Source organism: Parasediminibacterium schistidii (assembly GCF_046546515.1).
In the GTDB taxonomy this organism is placed as follows: Bacteria; Bacteroidota; Bacteroidia; order Chitinophagales; family Chitinophagaceae; genus Parasediminibacterium.
Map to the genome: position 1 here is coordinate 52945 of NZ_JBKHKJ010000007.1, position 24173 is coordinate 77117.

At 37.6% G+C, this 24173-nt stretch carries 24 protein-coding genes and 1 tRNA gene; 14 read left to right on the forward strand and 11 right to left on the reverse strand.

Features of this window, described 5'->3' with window-relative positions; all coding sequences use genetic code 11:
- Positions 1–7 precede the first annotated feature (7 nt).
- From ACHFIY_RS05790 to ACHFIY_RS05820, 7 genes are all read left to right on the forward strand, one after another.
- Positions 8–1609: a type I restriction-modification system subunit M gene (locus ACHFIY_RS05790; RefSeq protein WP_410845119.1), complete on the forward strand. Its 1602-nt coding sequence runs from the start codon at positions 8–10 to the stop codon at positions 1607–1609.
- 1 nt (position 1610) lies between these two features.
- Complete coding sequence (locus ACHFIY_RS05795; RefSeq protein WP_410845120.1) at positions 1611–2873, forward strand: restriction endonuclease subunit S; 1263 nt, start codon at positions 1611–1613, stop codon at positions 2871–2873.
- A 2-nt stretch (positions 2874–2875) separates the two neighbouring features.
- Complete coding sequence (locus tag ACHFIY_RS05800) at positions 2876–4075, forward strand: PDDEXK-like family protein (RefSeq protein ID WP_410845121.1); 1200 nt, start codon at positions 2876–2878, stop codon at positions 4073–4075.
- A gap of 139 nt (positions 4076–4214) precedes the next feature.
- Positions 4215–4478: a hypothetical protein gene (locus ACHFIY_RS05805; RefSeq protein ID WP_410845122.1), complete on the forward strand. Its 264-nt coding sequence runs from the start codon at positions 4215–4217 to the stop codon at positions 4476–4478.
- Complete coding sequence (locus tag ACHFIY_RS05810; protein ID WP_410845123.1) at positions 4453–4863, forward strand: protein-export chaperone SecB; 411 nt, start codon at positions 4453–4455, stop codon at positions 4861–4863. Before ACHFIY_RS05805 ends, ACHFIY_RS05810 begins: the two co-directional genes overlap by 26 nt.
- A 10-nt stretch (positions 4864–4873) precedes the next feature.
- On the forward strand, positions 4874–5449 hold the full coding sequence (locus ACHFIY_RS05815) for a hypothetical protein (RefSeq protein ID WP_410845124.1): 576 nt from the start codon (positions 4874–4876) through the stop codon (positions 5447–5449).
- Positions 5450–5569: 120 nt separating this feature from the next.
- The gene (locus ACHFIY_RS05820; RefSeq protein ID WP_410845125.1) at positions 5570–8464 is read left to right on the forward strand and encodes a type I restriction endonuclease subunit R; all 2895 of its coding nucleotides are present in this window, start codon (positions 5570–5572) and stop codon (positions 8462–8464) included.
- Positions 8465–8615: 151 nt separating this feature from the next.
- On the opposite strand, the gene ACHFIY_RS05825 is transcribed toward ACHFIY_RS05820, so the two are convergent.
- Together ACHFIY_RS05825 and ACHFIY_RS05830 are read right to left on the reverse strand one after the other, a co-directional pair.
- Complete coding sequence (locus ACHFIY_RS05825; protein WP_410845126.1) at positions 8616–9068, reverse strand: hypothetical protein; 453 nt, start codon at positions 9066–9068, stop codon at positions 8616–8618.
- Positions 9069–9071: 3 nt separating this feature from the next.
- The gene (locus ACHFIY_RS05830) at positions 9072–9662 is read right to left on the reverse strand and encodes a Panacea domain-containing protein (protein WP_410845127.1); all 591 of its coding nucleotides are present in this window, start codon (positions 9660–9662) and stop codon (positions 9072–9074) included.
- 597 nt (positions 9663–10259) lie between these two features.
- Here ACHFIY_RS05830 and ACHFIY_RS05835 point away from each other — a divergent pair.
- The 4 genes from ACHFIY_RS05835 to ACHFIY_RS05850 are packed head-to-tail and all read left to right on the forward strand — an operon-like array spanning position 10260 to position 13271.
- On the forward strand, positions 10260–10709 hold the full coding sequence (locus ACHFIY_RS05835; protein WP_410845128.1) for a LexA family protein: 450 nt from the start codon (positions 10260–10262) through the stop codon (positions 10707–10709).
- A gap of 2 nt (positions 10710–10711) precedes the next feature.
- A complete protein-coding gene (locus ACHFIY_RS05840; RefSeq protein WP_410845129.1) occupies positions 10712–11974 on the forward strand; it encodes a Y-family DNA polymerase in 1263 nt (420 codons plus the stop codon).
- Positions 11975–11976: 2 nt separating this feature from the next.
- Positions 11977–12477, forward strand: coding sequence for a hypothetical protein (locus ACHFIY_RS05845; protein WP_410845130.1), 501 nt, complete (start codon positions 11977–11979; stop codon positions 12475–12477).
- Positions 12477–13271, forward strand: a complete 795-nt coding sequence (locus ACHFIY_RS05850) for an SOS response-associated peptidase (RefSeq protein WP_410845131.1) — start codon at positions 12477–12479, stop codon at positions 13269–13271. Before ACHFIY_RS05845 ends, ACHFIY_RS05850 begins: the two co-directional genes overlap by 1 nt.
- A gap of 278 nt (positions 13272–13549) precedes the next feature.
- On the opposite strand, the gene ACHFIY_RS05855 is transcribed toward ACHFIY_RS05850, so the two are convergent.
- Positions 13550–13726 carry a hypothetical protein gene (locus ACHFIY_RS05855; RefSeq protein WP_410845132.1) on the reverse strand — a complete coding sequence of 59 codons (177 nt, stop codon included), beginning with the start codon at positions 13724–13726 and terminating at the stop codon, positions 13550–13552.
- Between the two features lie 5 nt (positions 13727–13731).
- On the opposite strand from ACHFIY_RS05855, the gene ACHFIY_RS05860 reads away from it, so the two are divergent.
- A complete protein-coding gene (locus ACHFIY_RS05860; RefSeq protein ID WP_410845133.1) occupies positions 13732–13977 on the forward strand; it encodes a hypothetical protein in 246 nt (81 codons plus the stop codon).
- A 698-nt stretch (positions 13978–14675) separates the two neighbouring features.
- Here ACHFIY_RS05860 and ACHFIY_RS05865 read toward each other — a convergent pair.
- Both ACHFIY_RS05865 and ACHFIY_RS05870 read right to left on the reverse strand, forming a co-directional pair.
- On the reverse strand, positions 14676–14897 hold the full coding sequence (locus ACHFIY_RS05865) for a hypothetical protein (RefSeq protein ID WP_410845134.1): 222 nt from the start codon (positions 14895–14897) through the stop codon (positions 14676–14678).
- 82 nt (positions 14898–14979) lie between these two features.
- On the reverse strand, positions 14980–15729 hold the full coding sequence (locus ACHFIY_RS05870) for a hypothetical protein (RefSeq protein WP_410845135.1): 750 nt from the start codon (positions 15727–15729) through the stop codon (positions 14980–14982).
- Between the two features lie 269 nt (positions 15730–15998).
- On the opposite strand from ACHFIY_RS05870, the gene ACHFIY_RS05875 reads away from it, so the two are divergent.
- Positions 15999–16190, forward strand: coding sequence for a hypothetical protein (locus ACHFIY_RS05875; RefSeq protein WP_410845136.1), 192 nt, complete (start codon positions 15999–16001; stop codon positions 16188–16190).
- 90 nt (positions 16191–16280) lie between these two features.
- Here the strand turns inward: ACHFIY_RS05875 and ACHFIY_RS05880 are convergent.
- Positions 16281–16353, reverse strand: a tRNA-Lys gene (locus ACHFIY_RS05880).
- A gap of 102 nt (positions 16354–16455) precedes the next feature.
- Between ACHFIY_RS05880 and ACHFIY_RS05885 the strand changes: the two genes are divergently transcribed.
- Positions 16456–17142: a 2-C-methyl-D-erythritol 4-phosphate cytidylyltransferase gene (locus tag ACHFIY_RS05885; protein ID WP_410845137.1), complete on the forward strand. Its 687-nt coding sequence runs from the start codon at positions 16456–16458 to the stop codon at positions 17140–17142.
- Between the two features lie 735 nt (positions 17143–17877).
- Here ACHFIY_RS05885 and ACHFIY_RS05890 read toward each other — a convergent pair.
- The 5 genes from ACHFIY_RS05890 to ACHFIY_RS05910 all read right to left on the reverse strand — a co-directional run bounded on the left by ACHFIY_RS05890 (position 17878) and on the right by ACHFIY_RS05910 (position 24049).
- A complete protein-coding gene (locus ACHFIY_RS05890; protein ID WP_410845138.1) occupies positions 17878–20160 on the reverse strand; it encodes an efflux RND transporter permease subunit in 2283 nt (760 codons plus the stop codon).
- Positions 20161–20320: 160 nt separating this feature from the next.
- Positions 20321–20461 (reverse strand): hypothetical protein, encoded by a 141-nt coding sequence (locus ACHFIY_RS05895; RefSeq protein WP_410845139.1) that lies wholly within the window; start codon positions 20459–20461, stop codon positions 20321–20323.
- A 28-nt stretch (positions 20462–20489) separates the two neighbouring features.
- A complete protein-coding gene (locus ACHFIY_RS05900) occupies positions 20490–21152 on the reverse strand; it encodes a hypothetical protein (protein ID WP_410845140.1) in 663 nt (220 codons plus the stop codon).
- A 379-nt stretch (positions 21153–21531) separates the two neighbouring features.
- Positions 21532–23022, reverse strand: a complete 1491-nt coding sequence (gene rpoN, locus ACHFIY_RS05905) for an RNA polymerase factor sigma-54 (RefSeq protein ID WP_410845141.1) — start codon at positions 23020–23022, stop codon at positions 21532–21534.
- Positions 23023–23281: 259 nt separating this feature from the next.
- Positions 23282–24049, reverse strand: coding sequence for a TerC family protein (locus ACHFIY_RS05910; protein ID WP_410845142.1), 768 nt, complete (start codon positions 24047–24049; stop codon positions 23282–23284).
- Between the last annotated feature and the right edge of the window lie 124 nt (positions 24050–24173).

The following is a 24173-nucleotide window of genomic DNA, read 5'->3' on the forward strand; positions in this document are numbered from 1 at the left end:
AAGCAATATGTCAGAAGACCAAAAGAAACAATTGGAACAACAGCTTTGGAATATTGCCAATACACTTAGGGGCAAAATGGATGCAGACGAGTTTAGGGATTATATCCTGGGCTTTATCTTCTATAAATATTTGTCAGAGAAAATGCACATCTACGCCAATACCATTTTGCAAGAAGATGGCATTAAGTACGAAAGCATTAACGAAAACACAGCCGAAGGCAAGGAATATTTAACCGCCATTAAAGAAGCATCTTTAACCACCCTAGGCTATTTTCTAAAACCAAGTGAATTGTTTAGCCAGGTGGCAAAACGTGGCAATAAAGTTGCAGCAGAAGCCACCGAATTAAAAGATAGTAATACTTACCAAAGCAATTTTATTTTAGAAGATTTAGGCAACATCCTAAAAAATATTGAGCAAAGCACAATGGGTACAGATAGCGAAGATGATTTTGATAATCTCTTTGAGGATCTTGATTTAACCAGTACCAAGTTAGGGCGTACCGAAACTGAAAAAAATACACTTATTGCCAAAGTATTGGCGCATTTAGATAAAATAGATTTTCAATTAAGCAATACCGAGTTAGATGTTTTGGGCGATGCCTACGAATATCTTATTGGTAAATTTGCAAGTGGTGCAGGTAAAAAAGCGGGTGAATTTTACACCCCGCAGGAAGTATCTACAGTATTAGCCCGGTTGGTTACCATTGGCAAGCAAAAAATAAAATCGGCATACGACGGTACCTGCGGTTCGGGTTCGCTATTGCTTCGCATTAAAAAGCAAGTACAGGATGTAGGCAATTTCTATGGGCAGGAATTAAACCGTACTACGTACAATCTGGCCCGTATGAACATGATTTTGCACGGTGTGCATTACCAAAAGTTCGACATCAAGCAAGAAGACACATTAGAAAAGCCGCAGCATTTCGATATGCGTTTCGAGGCTATTGTTGCCAATCCCCCTTTCTCTGCCCATTGGTCGGCCAGCCCATTATTTATGAGCGATGACCGTTTTAGCCAATACGGCAAATTAGCACCAACCACAAAAGCCGACTTCGCTTTTATACAACACATGGTGCATCAATTGGCAGATAATGGCACAATGGCCGTTGTAGTCCCACATGGTGTATTGTTTCGTGGTGGTGCCGAGGGGCATATAAGGCAATACCTGATAGAAGACCGTAACTATCTGGATGCAGTTATTGGCTTGCCAGCCAATATTTTTTACGGTACTAGCATACCTACTTGTATTTTAGTGTTGAAGAAATGCAGGGAAAACCCAAACGATATTTTATTTATAGATAGTAGCCAATACTTTGAAAAAAGCGGCAACCAAAACTATTTGCGAGATGATGATATTGATTTAATTATAGACACTGTTAAAGAGCGCATAAATAAACCCAAATACAGCCATGTGGCTTTGTTGCAGCAAGTGGCAGATAATGGCTACAACCTAAACATACCCCGATATGTAGATACTTTTGAAGCCGAAGAAACCATAAATATAGATGCTATTGCCAATGAGCTAAAAGCATTGGAGACCAATATAAAAACTAACGATGCCACTATTGCCCAGTTTTGTCTAGAATTAAATATTATAGCCCCTTTTTAATATGGAAAACACAATAAAAATACCTGCGTTGCGTTTTACTGAATTTAAAGGTGAATGGGAAACAAAAAAAGTGGGAGAACTATGTGACAGCATTGTACCTGGCAGAAATAAGCCTACAAGTTTTGAAGGCACTATTCCATGGATTACTACACCAGATATACAACATAATGGCACAATAACTTTTTCAAAAAGCGGTTTGAACATTTCCAGAGAAGAAGCAAAGAGGGTTGGTTCGAAAATAGTTCCAATAAACTCTATTGTAATTGCTTGTGTAGGTGAACTTGGGTTAGCGGCTATAACAGGTAAAGAAATCGTCATTAATCAACAATTACATGCTTTTATACCCCAAAGCGAAATCAATTACAGGTTTCTTCTTTACCAAGTAAGTCTGCAAAAAAAATATATGGATAGGGTTGCAACTAAAACGGCTGTACCATATATGAATAAGGACAATTGTAATGCTATTCCAATTACTTTCCCCACCCTTCCCGAACAACAAAAAATAGCCTCATTTTTCACAGCTATAGACGATAAAATACAAGCCCTCAAAAAGAAAAAAAGCCTTTTAGAACAATACAAACAAGGCATCATGCAGCAATTGTTTACCCAACAATTACGCTTTAAAGATGATAACGGAGAAGATTACCCAGATTGGGAAGAAAAGAAGTTGGGTGAGGTTTATTCGTTTAAGATTACAAACTCCTTTTCAAGAGAACAATTGAATTATGAAGATGGCACAGTAAAAAATATTCACTACGGAGATATTCATACAAAATTCCAAACCCTATTTGATATAACTAAAGAGAGTGTTCCTTTTATTAATAGTGAAATATTTATAGGCAGAATTTCAGAAGATAACTATTGTAAAGAGGGTGATTTAATTCTTGCAGATGCTTCAGAAGATTTGAATGATGTGGGAAAATCTATTGAATTAGTAAATCTTAACAATGAAAAATTGTTATCGGGTTTACACACCATTTTGGCAAGACCAGATTTAGAGAAATTAAGTATCGGCTTTGGAGGGTATCTTTTTAAATCAACATTTGTTCGTACACAAATTCAAAAGGTATCCCAGGGTTCAAAAGTATTAAGTATATCAGCAACTCGTTTGTCAAAGCTTTTATTAAGTTTCCCTTGTGTTAAAGAGCAAACCAAAATCGCCAATTTTCTTACTTCAATAGATGATAAAATAAATAAAGTACAAACCCAAATAAACGAATCCACCCAATGGAAAAAGGGTTTGTTACAAAAAATGTTTTGCTAACTATGATACAGAGTACAAAAAACTTGTTGAAACAAACAAGGTTGATTATCAATCACCAAAAAGAAGTTGAGAAATTAAAAGGCGAAAGCTTTAATGTATTTTCTATTCTAAAAATGGAAAAGATGGAAACAAAAACCCATACCCCATTTTTAGCCGAATTACTCAATCCTGATGGCAAACATTTTAAAGGCAATTTATTCCTTCAATTATTTTTAGAAACAATCGGTTATTACGACCTAGAAAATATAACGCCATTAAATGTAAAAACAGCTTCTGTAAAGCCTAATCACTATATAGGTCCCGTAATTACAGAGAATGGTAAAGAATCAGGCGGTAACTTAGATATTTATATTCAAGCCGATAAGCAAAGTATTACCATAGAAAATAAAATCGATGAAAATACCGAGCAAGAAAAACAAGTAGTAAGATATTGCAATTACAATAATCCTTACAATACGGTTTTCTATTTAACGCCCTTTGGTACAAACCCATCATCTTATAGCAAAGGCGCACTTGAATGTGGGGTTGATTATCATTGCATTTCTTATAAAACACACATTATTAGTTGGCTTCAAAAATGTTTAAAAGAATCTGCTGAACAGCCAATACTAAGGGAAACAATCAGGCAATACATACTACTAATTCAAAAAATAACCTATTCAATGGACAATAAACAAGATGATGAACTCAATAAGCTAATGCTCCAAAATTTTGAAGAAGCTACTTTTATAAGCAATAACTTTTTTCCTCTGAAAAAAAGAATTTATGAGAATACTAAGCAATCTATAATTACGATTTTATCCGAAAAATTAGGAAATGAATTTAAAATATATGCGGGTGATAATGCACAGATATGGATAAAATACAAAAAGTATGAAGGCAGTAATTTATTTTTTGGCTCGGAGTTTTTCAATGAAAGTAGTAATACAGTTTTTATAGGGGTATTTAATATGGGTGGTAAACCTACCTTATATGATGCAGGCGAAAAATCCGAAAGGCCTTGGTGGCCATATAATCTTACTTTGCCACCATTTGAAGGTTATGAAATCACCTTTAGTAATAGTAACATATTAAGTAAGCTTTATGAAGATAAAGAGTTTAATAGCAGATTTGTTTTACATATTGTTGCTGAAATAATAAAATTTATAGACATCCATAAACAACCATTATTAGCATTTTTAGATAAAACCGCACTACTTTAAGAACAAAATAAGCCAAATTTGTATTTCGTTTATTGTAAAAGTTTTCAAAAAAAGTATGTTTTTGTATCTCTAAACACTTACTTTCGCCGGAGATATCACTATCTTTATACCAAGTGTATAACTAAAAAACAAAAACGAGATGAAACCGATGTTAGAGGAATTAAGAAGGTATCTCAACGAAACACCTCAAAATCAAATCGAAGAAGATTGGTTAAAAACCGAAAAATACGATGAGGCTGGTGTTACAATAGATGAATTCTTACAAAAGACACACTATTATTTTAAATTAGGGGAAGCTAATATTAGCTGGCAAAAACCAAATTTTTTAAATAACATTCAAAATCCGAAGTTTACTTCGGATTTTTTAATTTTACAACATGAACAAAGCCGCATTTTCAATTGAACAATACACTTTTACTAAAGTTGCCATTGATGTATCTAATTTTAATGACGAAGAATTAGAATTAGATTTTAGCCCTAAAGGAGTTTATAACAGTCAAGATGCAACTTTTGTACTTACTTTTAATTTCAAAGCTTTCGCTAAAGGCGAGCAAGACAATCCATTTGTAAGTATTCAATGTGTTGGTTTATTTAAGTTTGAAAACGTTTCATCTTTTGAGGAAATCCCTAGCTATTTTTTCAGAAATAGTATTGCTATATTATTCCCGTTTGTTCGTTCTTTTGTTAGTATAGTAACCATTCAGGCCAATGTTCCTCCCATAATGTTGCCTACAATGAACCTTAGTTCTTTAGAAGAACCACTAAAGCAAAATACTATACAACTGTAATTAGCAACCATTGGCAAAAAAAATATTATACCAAACTCTTGAGAATAGAGATAATCCTGATGATGTAGAGAATTGGGGACCATTTCCTTGTAAATGGCCTAATACTTGGCTCGGTACAGGTTATTACTATTGGGATACCTTTATAACTAATGCACATTGGTGGGGTAATCACCGCTATAAGGGAAAGCATATAATTTGTACTTGCGAGTGCGATTATAATACTGAAAAATGTTTTGATTTAGTAGGTACCACAGAACATCTTGTAGATTTTGATGAATGCGTTGAATTAATGCGAAGTAAAAATCTATTAAACAGAAAAACTACCGTTGGAAGGGTTATAGCACACATGAAAGATACTTTAAAAATCTTCCATTATGAAGCTGTAAGGGTATATGGCATAAATTCAGTTTCTCCAATACAAGAGAATGATAACTTTCTTTTTAGGCTAAACTTTGAAGTTGGCAAAATACAATATCTTGATGTTAAGCCAGCTATTCAAATTTGCATTTATAAAAAAAATGGGCTTGGGCTAAAAAATTATAGTATCATTTATCCTGATGAATTTAATAACGACTATCTCGTTTAATATTAATACTTTAGTTTTTTATCGCTATCGTAAATACAAATCATTTAATAATTGCAATAAAAAAATAATTATTAAAGCAAGGGTTTTATTTCATTTCATTTTTCATTACTAAGCACCTAAATGTCCACACAACCTGAACAAATTCTCGAAAATAACTTGGTTAAGCAATTGGGCTTATTAGGCTATGCTATTATTAATATAAATGATGAAGCCGATTTATTAAAAAACCTAAAAGGGCAATTAGAAAAGCACAATCAAACTACCCTATCCAATACCGAATTTGCACAAATTCTAAACCACCTAAACAAAGGAAATGTATTTGAACGTGCAAAGATTTTAAGGGATAAAGCAAAATATACAAAAGACAATGGCGATACTGGTTATATAGAGTTTATCAATCAAGACCATTGGTGTCAAAATCAGTTTCAGGTTACGCAGCAAATTAGCATAGAAGGTACTTACAAAAACCGTTATGATGTTACGCTATTAATTAATGGTTTACCATTAGTCCAAATAGAATTAAAGCGTAGGGGTTTAGAATTAAAAGAAGCATTCAACCAAACAAACCGTTATCAACGGCATTCCTATGGTGCTTCGCATGGCTTGTTTTTATATGTCCAGTTATTTGTTATCAGCAATGGGGTTAATACAAAATATTACGCCAATAATCGCAACCAGTCATTTAAGCAAACTTTCTATTGGTCAGATACAGAAAACAAAACCATTAGGCAGCTAGAGGCTTTTGCAACCGTATTTTTAGAACCTTGCCACATTAGCAAAATGATTACCAAATACATTGTGCTAACAGAAGACAAAATATTAATGGTGCTTCGCCCATACCAATATTACGCTACCGAAGCCATCATGGACAGGGTGAAAAACAGCACTAAAAACGGGTATATATGGCATACAACAGGTTCGGGTAAAACACTCACATCTTTTAAAGCTAGTCAGCTACTTATTACATTGCCGCAGGTACACAAAGTAGTATTTGTGGTAGATAGAAAAGACCTGGATTATCAAACCACAAAAGAATATAACAGTTTTGCAGAAGGCAGTATTGATGGCACGGACGATACAAGGACATTAGTAAAGCAATTCTCGGGTGATTATTTAACCAAAGATAAAAAACTAAAAACCACCAAACTAATTGTTACCACCATTCAAAAACTAAATGCAGCTATTAGTAAGCAATCGCATTTAGCTAAAATGGAAAAGCTGAAGGAACAGAAAATCATTTTTATATTCGATGAATGCCACCGTAGCCAATTTGGTGAAACACACAACCGGATAAAAGCCTTCTTCAACAATTTTCAAATGTTCGGTTTTACAGGTACGCCCATCTTTGCAGATAATGCGGTAAAAAATGCTTTAGGCTTGCGTACTACTAAAGAATTATTTGATGATTGTTTGCATAAATATGTAATTACTGATGCCATCCGAGATGAAAATGTTTTAAAATTTTCTGTTGAGTATGTAGGCAAATACAAACAAAAAGAAGAGAGTAAAAACAACATTGATATTAATGTTGAGGATATAGATACTGCCGAGTTATTAGAATCTCCAGACCGCCTCAATAAAATCACTGATTACATTATTGCTAACCATAACCGTAAAACGCATGACAAGGCTTTTACAGCCATGTTTTGCGTTAGTAGTGTAAATACCTTAATCAAGTATTACGACCTCTTTAAAGCCAAGAAAATCGCTGGTCAGCACGATTTAAGAGTGGCTACCATCTTTTCTTATGGCACAAATGAAGATGACCAAGATGCAAATGGTTATTTGCCTGAAAATACTTTTATTGCTAATGAAGACATACCTGTATATGGTACGCATTCCCGTGATAAACTAGATGAATACATTGCAGATTACAACGCCATTTATAAAACCAAATTTTCAACTAAGGATAGTGAAGCGTTTTATAGTTATTATAAAGACATAGCCAAACGTGTTAAGGAACGAGAAAAAATAACCGCCAAAGAAGAAGATAGGTTAGATGTATTATTGGTAGTAAATATGTTCTTAACAGGTTTCGATGCCAAGAAACTAAATACAATGTATGTAGATAAGAATTTGAAATACCATGGATTAATTCAAGCCTTCTCACGTACCAACCGTATTTTAAACGAACAAAAATCCCAGGGCAATATTGTTTGCTTTCGCAATCTCAAGTCAGCTACAGACGATGCTATTACCTTGTTTTCTAATAAACAGGCAATTGATGTTATCATAATGCAGCCAGTAGAAGATTATATAGAAAAGTTCAACAAAGCCTTTCAAGAACTAAAAAAAATTGCACCTACGGTAAATAGTGTAGATGATTTAAAAGATGAAGAAGAAAAACTAGAATTTGTAAAAGCTTTTAGAGAGTTAATGAGGTTAAAAAACATCTTAACAACATTTGCCGATTTCACTTTCGATAAAGTAGAAATGCCCGAACAAGATTTTGCAGATTACCGCAGCAAATACTTAGACTTATACGACAGTACAAAAGGAACTGGAGGGAAAGAGAAAACATCAATTTTAAACGATGTTGATTTTGAATTAGAACTCATTCACAGGGATGAAATAAATGTAGCATACATTCTAAAACTATTGGCAACCCTAAAAGGTGGTACAAAAGAAGAACAGGAAAAACAACGTAAGCAAATCATTGATTTACTTACTGGCGAATTACAACTACGTTCAAAGAAAGAGTTGATAGAAAAATTCATTGAAGAAAATTTGCCACTAATAAATGATGTAGAAGAAATACCAGATGCCTTTACTGTATTTTTAGAAGCCGAAAAAGAGGCAGCATTTAATGAGTTATGCAAGGAAGAAAAATTAGATCCTGCTAAACTCAATACTGTTATAGGCGATTATTTGTTTACAGAACGTAAACCCCTTCCCGATGATGTTGTAAACATGCTCCAAACAAAACCCAAATTATTAGAGCGCAAAAAACTCACCGAAAGGATAATCGAAAAAGTAATGTCATTTATTGATACTTTTATAAATGGGATAGTTTAAAATATTAGTTTCATTTAGAGTAAAACACATTATATATTAAATATTTATCAACTACCTCTGCTAATAGTCATAGTTTGCTGAGATACCTATATACCTGTTATTCCAAGGATAGGTAATAAAAAAGGGGCAATTAGCCCCGTTAGTTGTTTTGTTAAGAAGGGAAGTACTTCTTTATCTTATTTTTTATGCTTTTACTATTTCGTATGCAATCAAGTAGACTTTTTAGCTCAAGCTCGGTTAACTCTCCTTTTACAAAATAATGAACACCCTCGACACAACGCTCGTTGTCTTTAGTAAAATCCTTTTCGTTATAAGCGTTTATCTGATTTCCGTAAACGTGCGTATTCAATTCAAAACAAAATCCATTTTTACAAACCTTTTTGCCAGCACCAAAAAGATAGCAATTAAACATCCTTTCATCTTTATTAATACACCCATGAGTTATATCAATCAAAGCTGGGGGATTGGGCTTGCTAGTTGGTAAAGACGCAACTATTGTATTGCCATCTACATTTTTCAAAACAATAAAGAACTTATTTGCAGGTTCATCACCATTTTTGAAATTAAAAGGAGTAAAGTATAGGAGTTGGCCTTCTGAAAACAAAAGTTATGATTTTAAATAGTTATTGAATTGGATATATTCCAAACTAGATTGGTAACGCTCCTTTAGATACTGGTCATTTTTAACCAATGTGAAAAAATCAATACTTATATCTGTTGTTTTTAAAGTCTTGTTTTCAAAGGACTCTTTCAAATTATTTTCATCAACGGCATTTTGCCACAATGAGCCTTTCTTGTGTGTGTGATTTACTAAATCTGTAGCAGTCTTGTGCCTTGCAAAATTCTTTATTCTATCTAACAAATAAAGGTCGTTATCGCTAAATTCACCGTCATCAAATTCGGCTATAGCTTCGTATTCTTCAATAGAAGGACTAACGACCTTTATATATTTGCTTAATATTTTCAACTCTTCGTTAAAATCATTGTACACCAATGGCACAACCGGGCCAAATTGCCAAACTTTGAAATCAAATCCAAAGAAGGGAACACCAAATTCTTCAATTGAGTTTTCTTCTAAAAGGAAAAGGAGTTTTAAAGCTTTAGTTTTGTTAAATTCACCTACATTATTCGCAAGATAAACAAGGGTATTACCAAGTTTTTCTATCTGCTCATCAATATAGGCATTCGCATATTTCACATTACAAAGCTAATAGTAAAAACCTTATCAACATAAAGGTTAACAACTTTGTAGTGTGTATAAAGACTTGTTCACACTACAAAGTTGTTTTTAAATGAAGTCTTTTTCATCTACCCCCCAACTTATCCGCAATTTTTTTAAGTGTTAACAAGTAACTATTTTTCTTCCCGTTCTCTATATCTGAAACAGCCGCCTTGCTTAGCCTGCAAGCTATAGGCAAAGTTTCTGTACTATAACAATTCACCCTTCTTTGCTGCCTTTCCCGCTCATCATACGAGTATCTCCACTCATCGCAGCGTTGGCAAATCTAGTATATTGAATTTTGGCAACCCGAAAGGGTGTTTTTTTGTGGCAATAGTTAATATGGGCATTCCACTTACAAGCCGGGCTGTACATTACAAGTTCCGTTTTACGAGGCTTAAAACCTCATGCTATTGCTTTCACCAACAAAACCAACTTGCTGGCTCCGCTAGGCAAGTTGTTAATCAAAGTGCATCTTGCATTATTCATAAAAGCATTCTTTACCCTCATTCTCCAAAACAAAAATTCTTACAAATCAATATAATCTCTAGTTTTACTAAATAAATTAGTTTAGTAATGCTAAATATATTGACTTCACACTTCGCATTTTACAGTATAACCAATACCGATACCCCCACTATTGCAACTTATTTGCAGCAAATCCCCGCTGGGTTTCCTTCGCCTGCGGCAGATTATATACAAGAAGAAATAGACTTTAATGCCATGCTTTTGCCGCACCCTTCTTCTACTTATATAGTCAGGGTACTGGGCGATTCCATGATAGAAGCATTCATCCCAAACAATGCTTTGCTTGTCGTGGACAGGTCAATAAAACCTGCCAACAATAATATTGTTGTAGCAATTGTAAACGGTGAGTTTACAATAAAGCGTTTCATAAAAAATAGCAGCGGCATAAAACTAATGCCTGCAAATCCAAAATTCAAGCCCATGCACATCACAGAAGATATGGACTTTGCCATTTGGGGTACTGTAACAAAAATCATTACAAATGCTTTTGAAGTGTAACTATGATAGCTTTAATTGATTGTAATAACTTCTACGCAAGTTGCGAAAGGTTGTTTAAACCAGCTTTAAACAATAAGCCTATTGTTGTCCTAAGCAACAATGATGGCTGCGTTATTGCACGTTCAGAAGAAGCCAAAAAATTAGGTATAGAAATGGGTGCTTTGGCTTTTCAAATGGAAGACTTTTTTACTAAAAACAACGTAAGTGTTTTTTCTTCCAACTATACTTTATATGGCAGCCTTAGCAATAGGGTTCAAAAAACATTGGCCACCTTCATAGGCGACATTGAAATTTACTCCATTGATGAAGCTTTCCTAAATACTGAATGGTACAAGGATGATGAACTTTTTACACTAGGTGTCAACATTCGTACAACTATAAAACAAAATGTGGGCATCCCAGTTTCTGTAGGTATAGCACCCACAAAAACATTAGCCAAAATGGCTAATAGGTATGCCAAGAAAGAACATAGGGAAGTAGGTGTTTATTGCCTAGACACACCAGATAAAATAAAAGCCATTTTACAGTACACCAAAATAGGCGATGTATGGGGTATTGGATCACAACACAAAAAAAGGTTATTGCAAAATGGCATCAAAACAGCCGCAGATTTCATTACCTTATCAGAAGATTGGGTTCGCACCAATATGTCAGTAGTGGGCTTGCGGATGCTCACAGAACTAAAGGGCATTCCCTGCATTGATTGGGAATTGGAAGCCCCGGCAAAAAAAGGTATTTGCACAGCCCGTTCCTTCGGAAAATTACTGTCAAATAAACAAGACATTGCAGAGGCATTGGCAAACTACACACATTCGTGTGCAGTCAAATTACGAAATCAAAAGTCCTGCACTTCGTTAATCAATGTGTTTATCCAAACAAATACGCACCGTACAGCAGATAAGCAATATTTCAATTCCATTAGTATCCCACTAAATGTGGCAACCAATACTTCAAACGAGTTGATTAAATTTGCAATGTGGGGGCTAGATAAAATATACCGCCCAGGTTATAACTTTAAAAAGGTAGGTGTAATGATGCTAAACCTCATTCCTGAAACACAGGTGCAGGGAGGTTTATTTGATACTGCAAACAGGGAAAGGGATAATAAATTGATGAAGTCCTTAGATGCTTGCAACAAAGCTTTTGGCAAAGACCTTGTTCGCTTCGCTACACAAGGGTATAACCGCAAATGGAAACTAAAACAAGAACGGTTATCACCTTGTTACACTACCGACATCAATCAAATACTCACCATTCGTATTTAACTATGTTCAATCCATTGTATCTATTCACAAAAGAGGTTTTAGATGCAACCATTAAAAGAGGTTGCACCTTTTTTGTGCGCAATAATTATCCTAATGCTTTCAATCCTTTAGAAACGAATATAAAAGGTAATTACCTTATCTCTCCCTACGATGATTTTTCAAAGGCACAGGCACATTTCAATTCCATTCCTTCAGATAATGCAAGGTTCTTTTATAATTTGGATGATAAAGTACACAAAGACAAATTAGAGGTTGCTGCTTCGCAGCCAGAAGGCTTTAAAATATATTCCCCTTATTTCTATCCAAACTATAAGGATAAAATAACACCACGGCTAAAAGAAAAAATAAATAACTACATGTACCAGCATACACGTTGGAGGCCAGGTAAAGGGGATGTGATACATATAGATTTTTTCTTGCAATTTGGTTCTTTGTATATTAGCATGTCTTTTGCAGGGAGTACAATCAAAATCAAGTTTGAAGAAATAGAAAAACAATTGTAATGTGCCACGATTTATCTTTTACAGCATCAACAGTAGAATTTATAACTGATATATTGCCAAACATAGTTATCAATGGCAATTTGTCTATTGACTTTTCTACATCTGATCATATACTTTCAATGTCCCACCGCAGGGCATTGGTAATTCTTAGCAAGGACGGCATACCACATTTACACGGGTTCGAGTGGGGTTTGATAGCAGACTATATGGACACACCCGAAAAAATTAAGCAGTATCGTATCCAAATGGCTAACGCACGTTCCGAAAAGATATTTGATAAAAAGTCTGCTTGGTATCGTTTAAGAAAAAATAGGTGCTTGATAGCAGTAACTGGTTTCTACGAACACAGGGAAATTAAAGGATGGAAAAACAAAGTGCCTTATTACATAAGGCTTGCCAACCGTAACCAATTTTTTCTTTTGGGCTTTTATAATTATTCGCCTATTCCTGATTTGGAAACAGGCGAAGCAATTGGCACATTCGCAGTAATTACTAGGGAAGCAAATAGCTTGATGAAGCAAATACACAACCATGGTCCCAATAAGCATCGTATGCCAATAATGATGCAACCCGAAGATGCTGTCAAATGGATAGACGAATCTTTAACCGATGAAGAAATGAAAGAAATGATTGGTGTAGAGATAGATTCGGAGGATTTAGAAGCAACGCCAGTTTATTCAATCCGCACTACAAAACCACGTCCAGACGGTAAACCTAAAATAGAATACTTTAATTGGGAAAACTTGCCCCCCTTAGGTTCGGACGAACCTTTACAACCGTTATCATTATTTTGATTTGGGCATTTCCCTTCGGGTCGGGCTTTTCGCTACAATCTTTTTTGATACAAAAAAGTATTTCCACTTCAATCCCTAATGCAAGAGAAGAAGCTTTTGTGTGGCAGAGCCACCTATCAGCCCGCCCCCTCCATTCCATTCTAGGGGCGGAGTGTCTTAGGTAAATAGGTCTCTCTTCGGTAGGGTTCAGCAAGCAGTCCGCCAGCCCAAGGCAGCAGGGGCAATTATTTGTAGTGTCGCTTGTATGGTATTACCCCACCTGCCTTGCCCTTCGGGTGCTATCGCAGCCTGTCACACTTCTTGCAGTTCACCCTACCTCCGTTCGGGCAGCTACCTGTGTGCTGCACCCAGCCTCTTTCCCTTCCTTCCAGTCGGTCTTTCAGCAGGGAGCAGCCCACCCGCTGCCCATCGTTTTTGCGTGCCTTGCGGCCTGCTGTGGGCTGCGTGTTTGTCATGTTTTTTGTACGGAAGGCAGGAACAAAAAAACACGCCAAACCCTTGCGTTGACACGGTGCTGCCCAATGCCCTATCGGGCTGTCTTGGCCAGCCCCCTCAGCAGGCGCACGCCGCCAATTCCGTTGCTCTCCATTGGCGTATTGCGGCACGCACCCGGCTTTTGGGGATGGACAAGTTTGCCACCCCAAGCCGTTGCAACCTGTTTGGCTCAAGGCTGTTTTACCTAAGAAGGAAGAAAGAAAAGGAATAGGAAAAGAATATTACCCTCCCGCCCACCCATTGTATTTAAAATGCAATTCAAGAAATCCGCTAAATCCTTGAAATCCTAAAAATCATGGTTCAGACAAAAAAAATAAAAAAATGCAGCAAAACTAGGCTGCCATCCTTTTAAAAAACAAAAGACTACGGCATAATGCTTCGCACCCTTCGGGGCTTATTCCGTTTCCTTTTGTTTTTTACGATGGCTGCCCAATGGAATGGCTTTCTTTTTTTCTCTTTTTTCTTTTCAAATAATTATATATCAGGTAGGGTAGAATGGCAGTCTGTATGTAACAAGCGGAACAATGAATGAATTACAGGCAATTGACCAGTGAAAAACATGCAGCAATGTTGACCGATAACGCCAAATGAACAAAAGCCAGGCAATCAAAGCAGCTAAACAAGCATACAGCAACACTCATGGGCAACAACAAACCATTTTGCACCACTTTTTTTTATACAGCAAAAATAGCTACGGCAGAAAAACCAGTAAGACCCCAAAAGACTACGGCATAATGAAAAAGAAAAAATACGGGTAATGAGTCTATAGTGTTTTTCTTTTTCACCCGTTGGGACTTATTCCGTTTCCTTTTGGTGCTTACCTGCCTGCGCTATGAGGAGCTTATAAAAAATAAGTTATGCAAAAACAGCTTCGTATCGTTACCCGCCACCGTTTGGCCGTTTGCCCCTTCAGCAGTTCGTTGTTCCCCGTTCCCGTTGTTCCCCGTCTGGCTTTGGGTCGGCACCTGGGCCGTCTGCCTCTTTACCACCGTCCTTACCCCGGCATCCGTGTTTTTCAGCTCCCTTCCGTTGGTTGGTACATTTGGCTTTTCCCCTCTGGCCGCCGTCAGCTTTGTGCATTGCCCTTTTAGGGGCTTTGCTTTGGCGATTGATGGCAATATTTTGCGACATTTTGCAACTTTTAGCAATAATAAGAGCATAAAAAAAGCCCTCTCGAACGAGAAGGCTAATTTGTTAAACTTATTACAATATTTTACACCACCTGAATAATCGAAAGGGCATTATATGCACCATTCTTTAAAGTGTACTGCACCGCATTCACTTGTTGGAAAAACTCTACTGCCAGCAAAAACAAGCCCGTGCCTACCACCGTTGGAACTGCGGCAGGTGTTAATACAACATTCGTAGAAGTACCGTTAATGGGCAGGTTACTAGTATTTGTAAGCTGTATTTCCGTTTTGTTGCCAGCAAAATCAATCCTTACCCATGCGCCCCGCACAGATACATGGGTAGCCCCATCAGGGAAAGATACATCCGTGGTAGGGGTTAGCCCCGTGATAGTAATTACACCAGTAGTGGTGTTTACTGTATATGCCCTGAAAAGGGTAGAAGAAAGCGGGGAGGCAATATTGAAATTAAAATCTTTCAATTCCGCTTTTGCTGCCGCCTGGTTAAGGGCAATGGCCACATTCCTGTCACCCCTTGCAGAAGTACCGTCATAGTCCTTTACAATCGTCATTAATTGGGTTACCCTTGAGGTAATCCTGTTGTCGGAGGTAGTCATTAGCAAAGTCCTAATTGCTGCCCTTAAAAGCTTCCCAGCACTTGCCGCAGAGCCAAACTCCGAGCCGTTCTCCCTAGTACGCTGAAAATTTGCATCGGTTGCAATACGTTCCTTGCTCACCCCACCTTTTGTTTTCACAAGGTGGCCATCCTGCGTTTTATAAAATGTCAAATCATCAAGTGTACCATGAATTTTTATAATACCTTTTAACTTTGCCATAATCCTTTTTTTGTTGTTTAAAAAATGAATAATTCCTAGCATCCAAAAAGGCGGAACAAGTGCCTTGTTTGCCTTCCAATATCAAAAATAAACACTCATAAAGCCCTTTAAACACAGCTAGCTACACATATTGCCATTCTTGCCAATATAGCCGCAATAAGGCTATTTAGCCAGTTATTTTATTCGTATTTTCGCAATAGCACATCCATAGGAAAGGCATAGGAAAGGCATAGATAGTGTATGAAAGTGTATTAAAATTTTTACAGCGTATGGAGCGGATATGTATTTACCCAAAAGACATTCAAATTATCACTGGCAAAAGCCAGCGATACGGCCGTTTAATTATCCAAAAAATAAAAGAGAAGCACGAAAAAAATAAAAATCAGTTAGTTACAGTTCAGGAGTTTTGTAATTACACAGGGTTAAACCAAGATGATGTGCTAAAAACAATCAATAATTAGCCAGTTTTGCAATTGTTTACCCTATGTTTACCCCGAAAAGAAAAAAGCCCCGTAAATCATTGATTTACAAGGCTTTATGTTTTTATTCTGTGATTCCGCAGGGGCTCGAACCCTGGACCCGCTGATTAAGAGTCAGCTGCTCTACCAACTGAGCTACGAAATCTTGTTGTTGGGCTGCAAATATAGCTACCCTTTTTAAAAAAAGCCCACTCATTTGCAAAAAATAACTCAAACACCTTTAGTTTGCATGTTAGAAACATCATAAATGAAGAAAATAGCAGTGATTGTGGCAGGCGGCTCCGGGCAAAGGATGGGTTCAAGCACCCCCAAGCAATTTTTGCCATTGCAGGGCAAGCCATTGCTTTGTCATACCATGAATGCTTTTTTGCAAGCCTACCATGATATAGAACTAGTTGTAGTATTGCCAGCAGAACATTTGCCTGTTGGCAAACAAATAGCTTTGGGCTTCAATAATAAGCAAATCCATTGTATTGCTGGCGGCATCACTCGGTTCCACTCTGTGCAAAAAGGGCTTGCATTTAAAAATATTAGCAATAGCATTGTATTTGTGCATGATGGCGTTAGGTGTCTAGTTAGCACTGGGTTAATAAAACGCTGCTATGAGCAAGCCTTGGCAAAAGGCTCCGCCATACCTGCCGTTGCGGCAACAGACAGCATAAGGATAAGTACCCAAGGCGATGAAAGTATAGTGGCAGACCGCAATAAAGTGCGGATTGTGCAAACCCCCCAAACATTCAGGGGAGATATATTAATGCAGGCTTTCCAGCATCCCTATCAGGAAAATTTTACTGACGAAGCTACAGTAGTGGAATTTTCTGGCCAAAAAGTACTTTTAATAGAAGGGGAATATACAAACCTGAAAATTACCCGTCCTATTGACTTATTGTTAGCTGCTAGTATTTTGGAAGAAAGGGGAGGGGTGAAGAGTTAGCAGTTGTTATTGTAGAAGGACGGGAACGGCCTATTTAGTCAATGGAATATGTATTTTGGTATTCGTCCCTACTGTTCTCACCCTATATGGGGGAAAATTTGACTACTTATGGGGGAAATATGCCCCCATATAGGATTCCTCTTTTGGACTATTATCACAACTTTACTAATTTACAGCGATTTATCAATAGGCGGACTTTGAAACCTAAAAAGAATCATTTTAATACATGATAAATAATCATTGATACACGATAAATCCACATTGATACACAATAAATTATCAGTAAATCCACAATGAAGCACCATTAAATCACTGTAAAACCTTCGTCTGTAATGAATTAAATAACTGTATATCAATGAGTTAAACCCAGATTTTGCAGTTGACTTCGTTATGAAAGGCTAAAATGCAATATAGACAAGCACTTTAACCGATTTTTTGGCTGCAAACATAGTACACTATGATAAAGCCAAAAATTCAAGCAAGTGCTTGTGTTTGAAGTAGTTGGGGCTTGCAATAGATTTCAACTGCAAAATCTGGGTTAAATCAAATTAGCAATCTTCAAAAAAGGAAAATTAAAAAATAACCCTGATAAGAGCACTAAAAATGATGTGCATTGCAAGGCAAGCGCATCAAAATCTAGCCAATCTTGTCTTTCTAAAAATTTGACGCGTTTGCCCTGTAATGCCGTTCAGCATAGGTTTTATTTATGATACATTATTTTCATCAACAAATAGCCTACTTCTTCTTCGCCATGCTCATAATCAACACTGGCAATAACACCAAATTGGTCAAAGTGCCAGCTACCAATGTAAGGGAAGTCAACCAACCCAATGCAATCGTGCCGCCGAAACTGCTAAAGCAGAAAATAATAAATCCAGCAATTAAAACGAGAGAAGTATAAATAATACTAATACCTGTATGTTTAATAGTTTGCACCAATGTTGGAGCTACCTCTTCTTTGTAATGTGGGAGTTCTTGTTTATAATTGATGAGGAAACGTATTGTAACGTCTATGGCTATGCCAAGGGCAATGCTAAAAACCAAAACAGTAGAAGGTTTTAGGGTGATGCCTACCCAGCCCATTACGCCAGCGGTAATAACAAGTGGTATAACGTTTGGGATAAGCGAGCAAACCACAATCCTAAACGAACGGAACAAATAAAGCATGCAAAGCGTTATCAGCAAAAATGCCCAACAAATACTGTCCCGCAGGCCTTTGATGATAAATGATGAACCTTCCAGGAAGGTAACGCTACTACCTGTAAAAGTTACTTTGTAAGCGGCAGTATCAAAAATTTCATGGCTTTTGTTTTCCAAATCTTGTAGGAAGATTGGGAGTTGACGGCTGCCAATATCTTTCATGTTCACGCTAATGCGGGCTACTTGTTTGTTGCTGTCAATAAAGCGGCTCATGAGTTTTAAAGCTGCATTGTTGTTGGCCGGTTTTCCGCTGCTATCAGATTTTGCATTTAAGTAGCTGCCTAAAAATGCCATGTCCACATCTGCGGGTACATTGTAGCTAAGGGTGTCGCCATCAAAATAAGCTTGCTTGGCAAATTTCAATCCTTCCACAAAACTAAGCGGCCTGCCTGTTTCGGGCTTGTCGTTGATATACTGGCTAAACTCGTCAATCTTTGCTAATGGGCGGGTATTGCGAATAAGCCCCTTTTTCTTCTTGGTGTCCACCATTATTTCTAATGGCATCACGCCTTCAAAATTGCTTTCGAACCATTTAAGGTCGGTGTAAATTTTGTCTTTCTTAGGCAAATCATCCACAATAAACCCTTCACTTTTAAGGCGGAAGATACCAGCAATTGAAAATAAAGTGATGGTAATGGTAACCACATACACCCATTTGGCATGGGCAAATACCCAGCATTCAATGCGCACCAACACCTGCTCTAGGAATGGGTTGTTTAAATATTTTACATGTTTGGCCTTTGGTGGTGGCAAATAGCTAAGCACAGAAGGGATAAAAACAAGGGAGATAACAAACAGTAGCATGATATTGATGCCGCTTACCACGCCAAACTCCCTTAACAAATTGCTCCGTGTAAAGGCAAACACTGCAAAGCCAATGGCTGCCGCAATATTGCAAAAAAGGGTCACGATGCCCATGCGGCCCACCATTACTTTCAGGGCTTCCATTTTGTCGCCCGTGTCCTCGTAGGCAGTATGGTACTTGTTTAGGAAATAAATGCAATTGGGGATGCCTATTACCACAATCAATGGTGGTATTAATGCAGTAAGTAGGGTAATGTTATAGCCACAAAGCACCATGGTGGCAAGGCTCCATACTACACCCATGCCCACGACCAATAAACTCATGATGGTGGCACTGATGCTGCGAAAGAAAAGGAATAAAGTAAAGGCCGATAATAGGAATGAGCCTAAAATAAAATAATTCATTTCGGCTTTAATGCGGTCGCCAATAATGGTGCGTAAGTATGGCAAGCCGCTGATATGAACCGTTATGCCCGATTCTTTCTCAAAATCGTGGATGGGTTGCAATACAGACTGTATAAGCCTTGTGCGGCTTTTGCTGTTGATGGTGTCTTTGTTTACGCTGATACCTACCAAATAGCAATTGGTTGCAGGGTTGTACAATAAGCCCCGGTAGAAGGGCAGGTTTTCAAACACCCTTCTGTCGATATCCAAAGCAGCTGGGGAGGTATAGCTATTTTGAAAAATATGCTTGGTGCGGAATTTCTTGGCTAAAGTATCATTCAAAATGTTCAATGCATCGGGTACACTCAATACATCGTTTACATCGGGTACTTTCTTTAGGTTTTGCTGCAATTTTGCAACTGCATTAAAGGTTTTGGGTGTAAAAAAGTCCTTGCTTTCTATACCCACTACTACAGTGCCCACATCTTCCCCAAACTTTTGCTTGAAAGCCTGGAAGTCAATGTATTTTGGATTGTCGGTAGGGATGGCACGGGAAAAGTCGTAGCTGATTTTTACATGGATTGCTTTGTACACTGCAAACGCATTTACAGCCATTAACAATACTAACAATGCCAACCTATTTTTTAAAACAAAATGCCCAAGCCTGTACCACATTATAATTATGAGTTATGAATTATGAATTATAAATGCCTTTATTAATCAAAAGCATATAAGGGTTCGGCGCAAAGAAAAGCAAAGGATTGTTTAATAGTAGGAGTTTTAACAGTTTTTAGTTTCTTGTGTACAGGTGTTCCGTTATCTCCAAAGGTTGTTCCGTTATCTCCAACGGTTGTTCCGTTATCTCCAACGGTTGTTCCGTTATCTTCAACGGTTGTTCCGTTATCTCCAACGGTTGTTCCGTTATCTTCAACCGTTGTTCCGTTCTTTAAACCAAGTTATTATAATTGAACGAACCAATAGCCAATTAACTGGCAAGCAACACCTAGCAGTACCCCGGAATAAACTTCCAGTTTGGTGTGGTTGCTTACCAATAAGCGGGCGGTGCATACAATGCCTGTGAGCAAAGTAATTATGGAAATGGCTAAACCAGCAGGGGTTTGGTAAAAAAATGAAAATAAAATGATAGCCGCCAACGCCCCGCCCATGGCCATACCGTGCAGGCTTATTTTGATATAATTGTTGATAATAACCCCAATAGAAGCTGCTGCAAAAATGCCAAAATAGAAGAATTTCAATACTTCTGGCTGGTCGGTAAAGGTTCGCGTGCTTAAGTAGTACATCCACCAATAAAAGAACATGGAAATAAAATAGGGGATAATGCGTTCTTTTTGCGTGCCCAGGAAAATACTGTCGCTAAATTTTAATCGCCACAACAAGAATACTGCAAATGCTGGGAAAAAAGCCGTCATCCAAAAAGTACTAAACAGTTTTAGCTTCATCTGCCATTCTGTGATGCCCGCAAATTCAAAACGATACTGGTACTGCAAATACATGAAAATGTAAGTGGGTATGAATAGAGGGTGGAAGATGTATGAAATTATTTTAGCGGGAATAGTAACAAAGTATGAGGTATCAGGTGTAAGGCGTAAGGTATTAGGCATTTATGACTTATTTATTGTAAATGCCGTAGGCATGGCTGATATGATAGCCCTCGATTTAAATCGGGGGAAGATTATTATATTTATTGGAATGGATTAAAATCCATTGTTAAAATATCGACCGTGCCTATGGCACATGCAAAAGAACGACAAAATTAATTCTTGATAAACATTATGGTAAACAACTCATCATTCATAACTTATCATTTATAACTCTTTCGCCGTTGCTGTGACTCCTGACCAGCAACGAATCTAGTGCGAATGTTTTTGTAATGAAATTGCCTAAAATGCAATTGCAGTTTTTAACCTCGATACGATGTTGGTCAGGAGACACAACATCGGCGAACAAATGGTAAACAACTCATAATTCATAACTTATAAATCATAATTCTTTCCTCAGCCTTGCCACGGGTATATTCAGTTGCTCCCTGTATTTCGCCACTGTCCTGCGAGCAATGTTATAGCCTTTTGCGTTTAGCATATCGGTTAAAAATTCATCGCTCAGTGGCTTGTGCTTGTCCTCGGCGTCAATCATGTTGTTCAGTATTTCTTTTACCTCGCGGGTACTTACTTCCTCGCCGCTGTCGGTGCTAAGGCTTTCGCTAAAGAAATATTTTAGGCGGTAAGTGCCAAATTCAGTCTGTACAAATTTGCTGTTGGCCACACGGCTCACGGTGCTAATATCCAAGCCAGTACGCTCAGCTATGTCTTTCAAAATCATAGGTTTCATCACCAGTACATCGCCTGTGAGGAAAAATTCTTCTTGGTGGTGCATGATGGCACCCATGGTAGAAAGCAGTGTTTGCTGCCGCTGCTGTATCATTTCAATAAACCACTTGGCACTGTCTATTTTTTGCTTGATAAAAATAACGGCTTCTTTCTGGCGCTTGTCTTTCTTGCTGCCTTTGTCGTATTCCTTCATCATTTCCTTGTACCCCTCGCTTATTTTTAGGTCGGGTGCATTTCGGGCATTCAAGGAAATTTCTAACATGCCGTTATTGTTCAACACATAAAAATCAGGCACGATATAGCTTTCGGCCTTGTTCATCTCGCCAATATTGCCACCCGGTTTTGGGTTCAGCTTTATGATTTGATGTACTACTTCTTTTAGCTGCTCGTCATTAATATTCAGCCCACGCTGTATTTTGTCGTAGTGCTTTTTAATGAACTCGTCATAATACTTGCTCAATACTTCTATGGCCAATTGCACCCCAATACCTTCGCTGCTTTTGCGCTTTAATTGCAGCAGCAAGCATTCCTGCAAATCCCGGGCAGCAACGCCCGGTGGGTCAAACTGTTGTATTTCTTTTATAATGCTTTCAATTTCCTTTTCGTCTGTCATTACATTTTGCCTAAAAGCAAGGTCATCGGCAATGGAGCTTAAATCACGGCGCAGGTAGCCATCATCGTCTAGGCTGCCCACAATCTGCTCGGCAATTTTAAAGCGGTGGTCATCTAGCTCCAACATACCCAATTGGTTCAGCACCAAATCAAAAAAGCTATTTTCAAGCTTCATGGGTATGGTTTGCTTGTCGTCCATTTCTGGGTAGTTGTCGTCTTTTACCTTGTAGTCGGCAATTTCCCCGTCATCATCTACTATATATTCGCTTACGTCTGGGTCTTCATATTCCTCCGCACTGCCGTCCACTTCAAAATCGTCATTTTCAGGCGTTTCAAATTCGTCCTTCATCTCATCGGCGGTTTCCTTGTTGTCCTCGTCTTCGCCCATTTCCAACGCAGGGTTTTCTTCCAGTTCTTCTTTAATCCGCTCTTCAAGATTGGCCGTAGGTACCTGTAGTAACTTCATCAGCTGTATTTGCTGGGGCGATAATTTCTGTAAAAGTTTCTGTTGTAGTGATTGTCCTAATGCCATAATTTCTAAACTAAAACATGCGTAAGAGACGGTAAAAATATGTATAAATATATGACTACGAATAAAACTTGCACGGTTATTGTAGGGAGTGCAAAATTAAATAGAATATACGGGCTGTTTTTTCCCACAAAGACCAGAAGGCTCGAAGTTGCACAAAGGAAAAAGAAGAAAATATGGCTATTGCTACACTTACAATTACTTCTAAAGTAGGGTTGTAAATAAACAAATACCTATGTTTTCTCTTTTTTACATTTTTGAACTATGTGTCTGTATGGTGTGTAGTTGTTTCATTTCTAATAGCGGCTTTCTTGCGAAGTTTCATATTCAATAGTTCTACAAGGAATGAGAAGGCCATGGCGAAATACACATAATTTTTCAAGTGCATCTGCTCTGCCGTTTCATGATCCCATCCTTCAACCAATAAGGTAAGTCCAATCATTACAAGGAAAGACATAGCCAGCATCTTGATAGTTGGGTGCTTGTGTATAAACCCTGCAATGGCAGGACTAAACAAAAACATGGCTATCATGGCCACCACTACAGCGGCTACCATTACTTCAATATGCTGGGCAGTGCCGCCTGCGGTAATAATGCTATCGAAACTAAAAACCATGTCTATCAGCATTATCTGCACTACTGCATTGCTAAAAGAAAGCGGTTTTTTGTTGTTATTTTCATCGTGTTCGTCCCCGCCTTCTATTTTTTCATGGATTTCTACCACGGTTTTATAAATTAGGAAAAGCCCACCTGCCAGCATTACAAGGCTGGCAATATCGAACCCCTTATCAAAAACGGTTAGTACAGGTTTTCCTTTTTGCTTTAAAAGCCAAGTAAGCCCCATCAGCAACAAAACACGCATGATAATGCCAGTAACCATCCATGCCAGCCGAGCTTTTGCATGGGATAGTTTAGGAAGGCGGTTGATGATAATGGAAACAAATATTACATTGTCTATACCCAGTACAATTTCTAAAATAACCAATACAAAAAAACTGATAATGCTTTCCGATGTAAACAATTGCTGCATACTCTATTCTTGATTCGCTGCAAATATACTGGGATGGGGATAAATGTAAAATATATAGCCACTCCTGTTAAAATTACCAACTGCCTTTATTACGCCTAATAAGAAAGGTAGTTATCCTTATTTT

What these genes read in the sequence shown, in the direction of transcription:
- ACHFIY_RS05865 (WP_410845134.1), bottom strand. Translation starts at nt 14,897, where the DNA reads ATGTCGCAAAATATTGCCATCAATCGCCAAAGCAAAGCCCCTAAAAGG.
- ACHFIY_RS05835 (WP_410845128.1), top strand. Translation starts at nt 10,260, where the DNA reads ATGCTAAATATATTGACTTCACACTTCGCATTTTACAGTATAACCAAT.
- ACHFIY_RS05805 (WP_410845122.1), top strand. Translation starts at nt 4,215, where the DNA reads ATGAAACCGATGTTAGAGGAATTAAGAAGGTATCTCAACGAAACACCT.
- ACHFIY_RS05855 (WP_410845132.1), bottom strand. Translation starts at nt 13,726, where the DNA reads ATGACAAACACGCAGCCCACAGCAGGCCGCAAGGCACGCAAAAACGAT.
- ACHFIY_RS05795 (WP_410845120.1), top strand. Translation starts at nt 1,611, where the DNA reads ATGGAAAACACAATAAAAATACCTGCGTTGCGTTTTACTGAATTTAAA.
- ACHFIY_RS05900 (WP_410845140.1), bottom strand. Translation starts at nt 21,152, where the DNA reads ATGCCTAATACCTTACGCCTTACACCTGATACCTCATACTTTGTTACT.
- ACHFIY_RS05870 (WP_410845135.1), bottom strand. Translation starts at nt 15,729, where the DNA reads ATGGCAAAGTTAAAAGGTATTATAAAAATTCATGGTACACTTGATGAT.
- rpoN (WP_410845141.1), bottom strand. Translation starts at nt 23,022, where the DNA reads ATGGCATTAGGACAATCACTACAACAGAAACTTTTACAGAAATTATCG.
- ACHFIY_RS05840 (WP_410845129.1), top strand. Translation starts at nt 10,712, where the DNA reads ATGATAGCTTTAATTGATTGTAATAACTTCTACGCAAGTTGCGAAAGG.
- ACHFIY_RS05850 (WP_410845131.1), top strand. Translation starts at nt 12,477, where the DNA reads ATGTGCCACGATTTATCTTTTACAGCATCAACAGTAGAATTTATAACT.
- ACHFIY_RS05810 (WP_410845123.1), top strand. Translation starts at nt 4,453, where the DNA reads ATGAACAAAGCCGCATTTTCAATTGAACAATACACTTTTACTAAAGTT.
- ACHFIY_RS05885 (WP_410845137.1), top strand. Translation starts at nt 16,456, where the DNA reads ATGAAGAAAATAGCAGTGATTGTGGCAGGCGGCTCCGGGCAAAGGATG.
- ACHFIY_RS05800 (WP_410845121.1), top strand. Translation starts at nt 2,876, where the DNA reads ATGATACAGAGTACAAAAAACTTGTTGAAACAAACAAGGTTGATTATC.
- ACHFIY_RS05820 (WP_410845125.1), top strand. Translation starts at nt 5,570, where the DNA reads ATGTCCACACAACCTGAACAAATTCTCGAAAATAACTTGGTTAAGCAA.
- ACHFIY_RS05790 (WP_410845119.1), top strand. Translation starts at nt 8, where the DNA reads ATGTCAGAAGACCAAAAGAAACAATTGGAACAACAGCTTTGGAATATT.
- ACHFIY_RS05875 (WP_410845136.1), top strand. Translation starts at nt 15,999, where the DNA reads ATGGAGCGGATATGTATTTACCCAAAAGACATTCAAATTATCACTGGC.
- ACHFIY_RS05910 (WP_410845142.1), bottom strand. Translation starts at nt 24,049, where the DNA reads ATGCAGCAATTGTTTACATCGGAAAGCATTATCAGTTTTTTTGTATTG.
- ACHFIY_RS05845 (WP_410845130.1), top strand. Translation starts at nt 11,977, where the DNA reads ATGTTCAATCCATTGTATCTATTCACAAAAGAGGTTTTAGATGCAACC.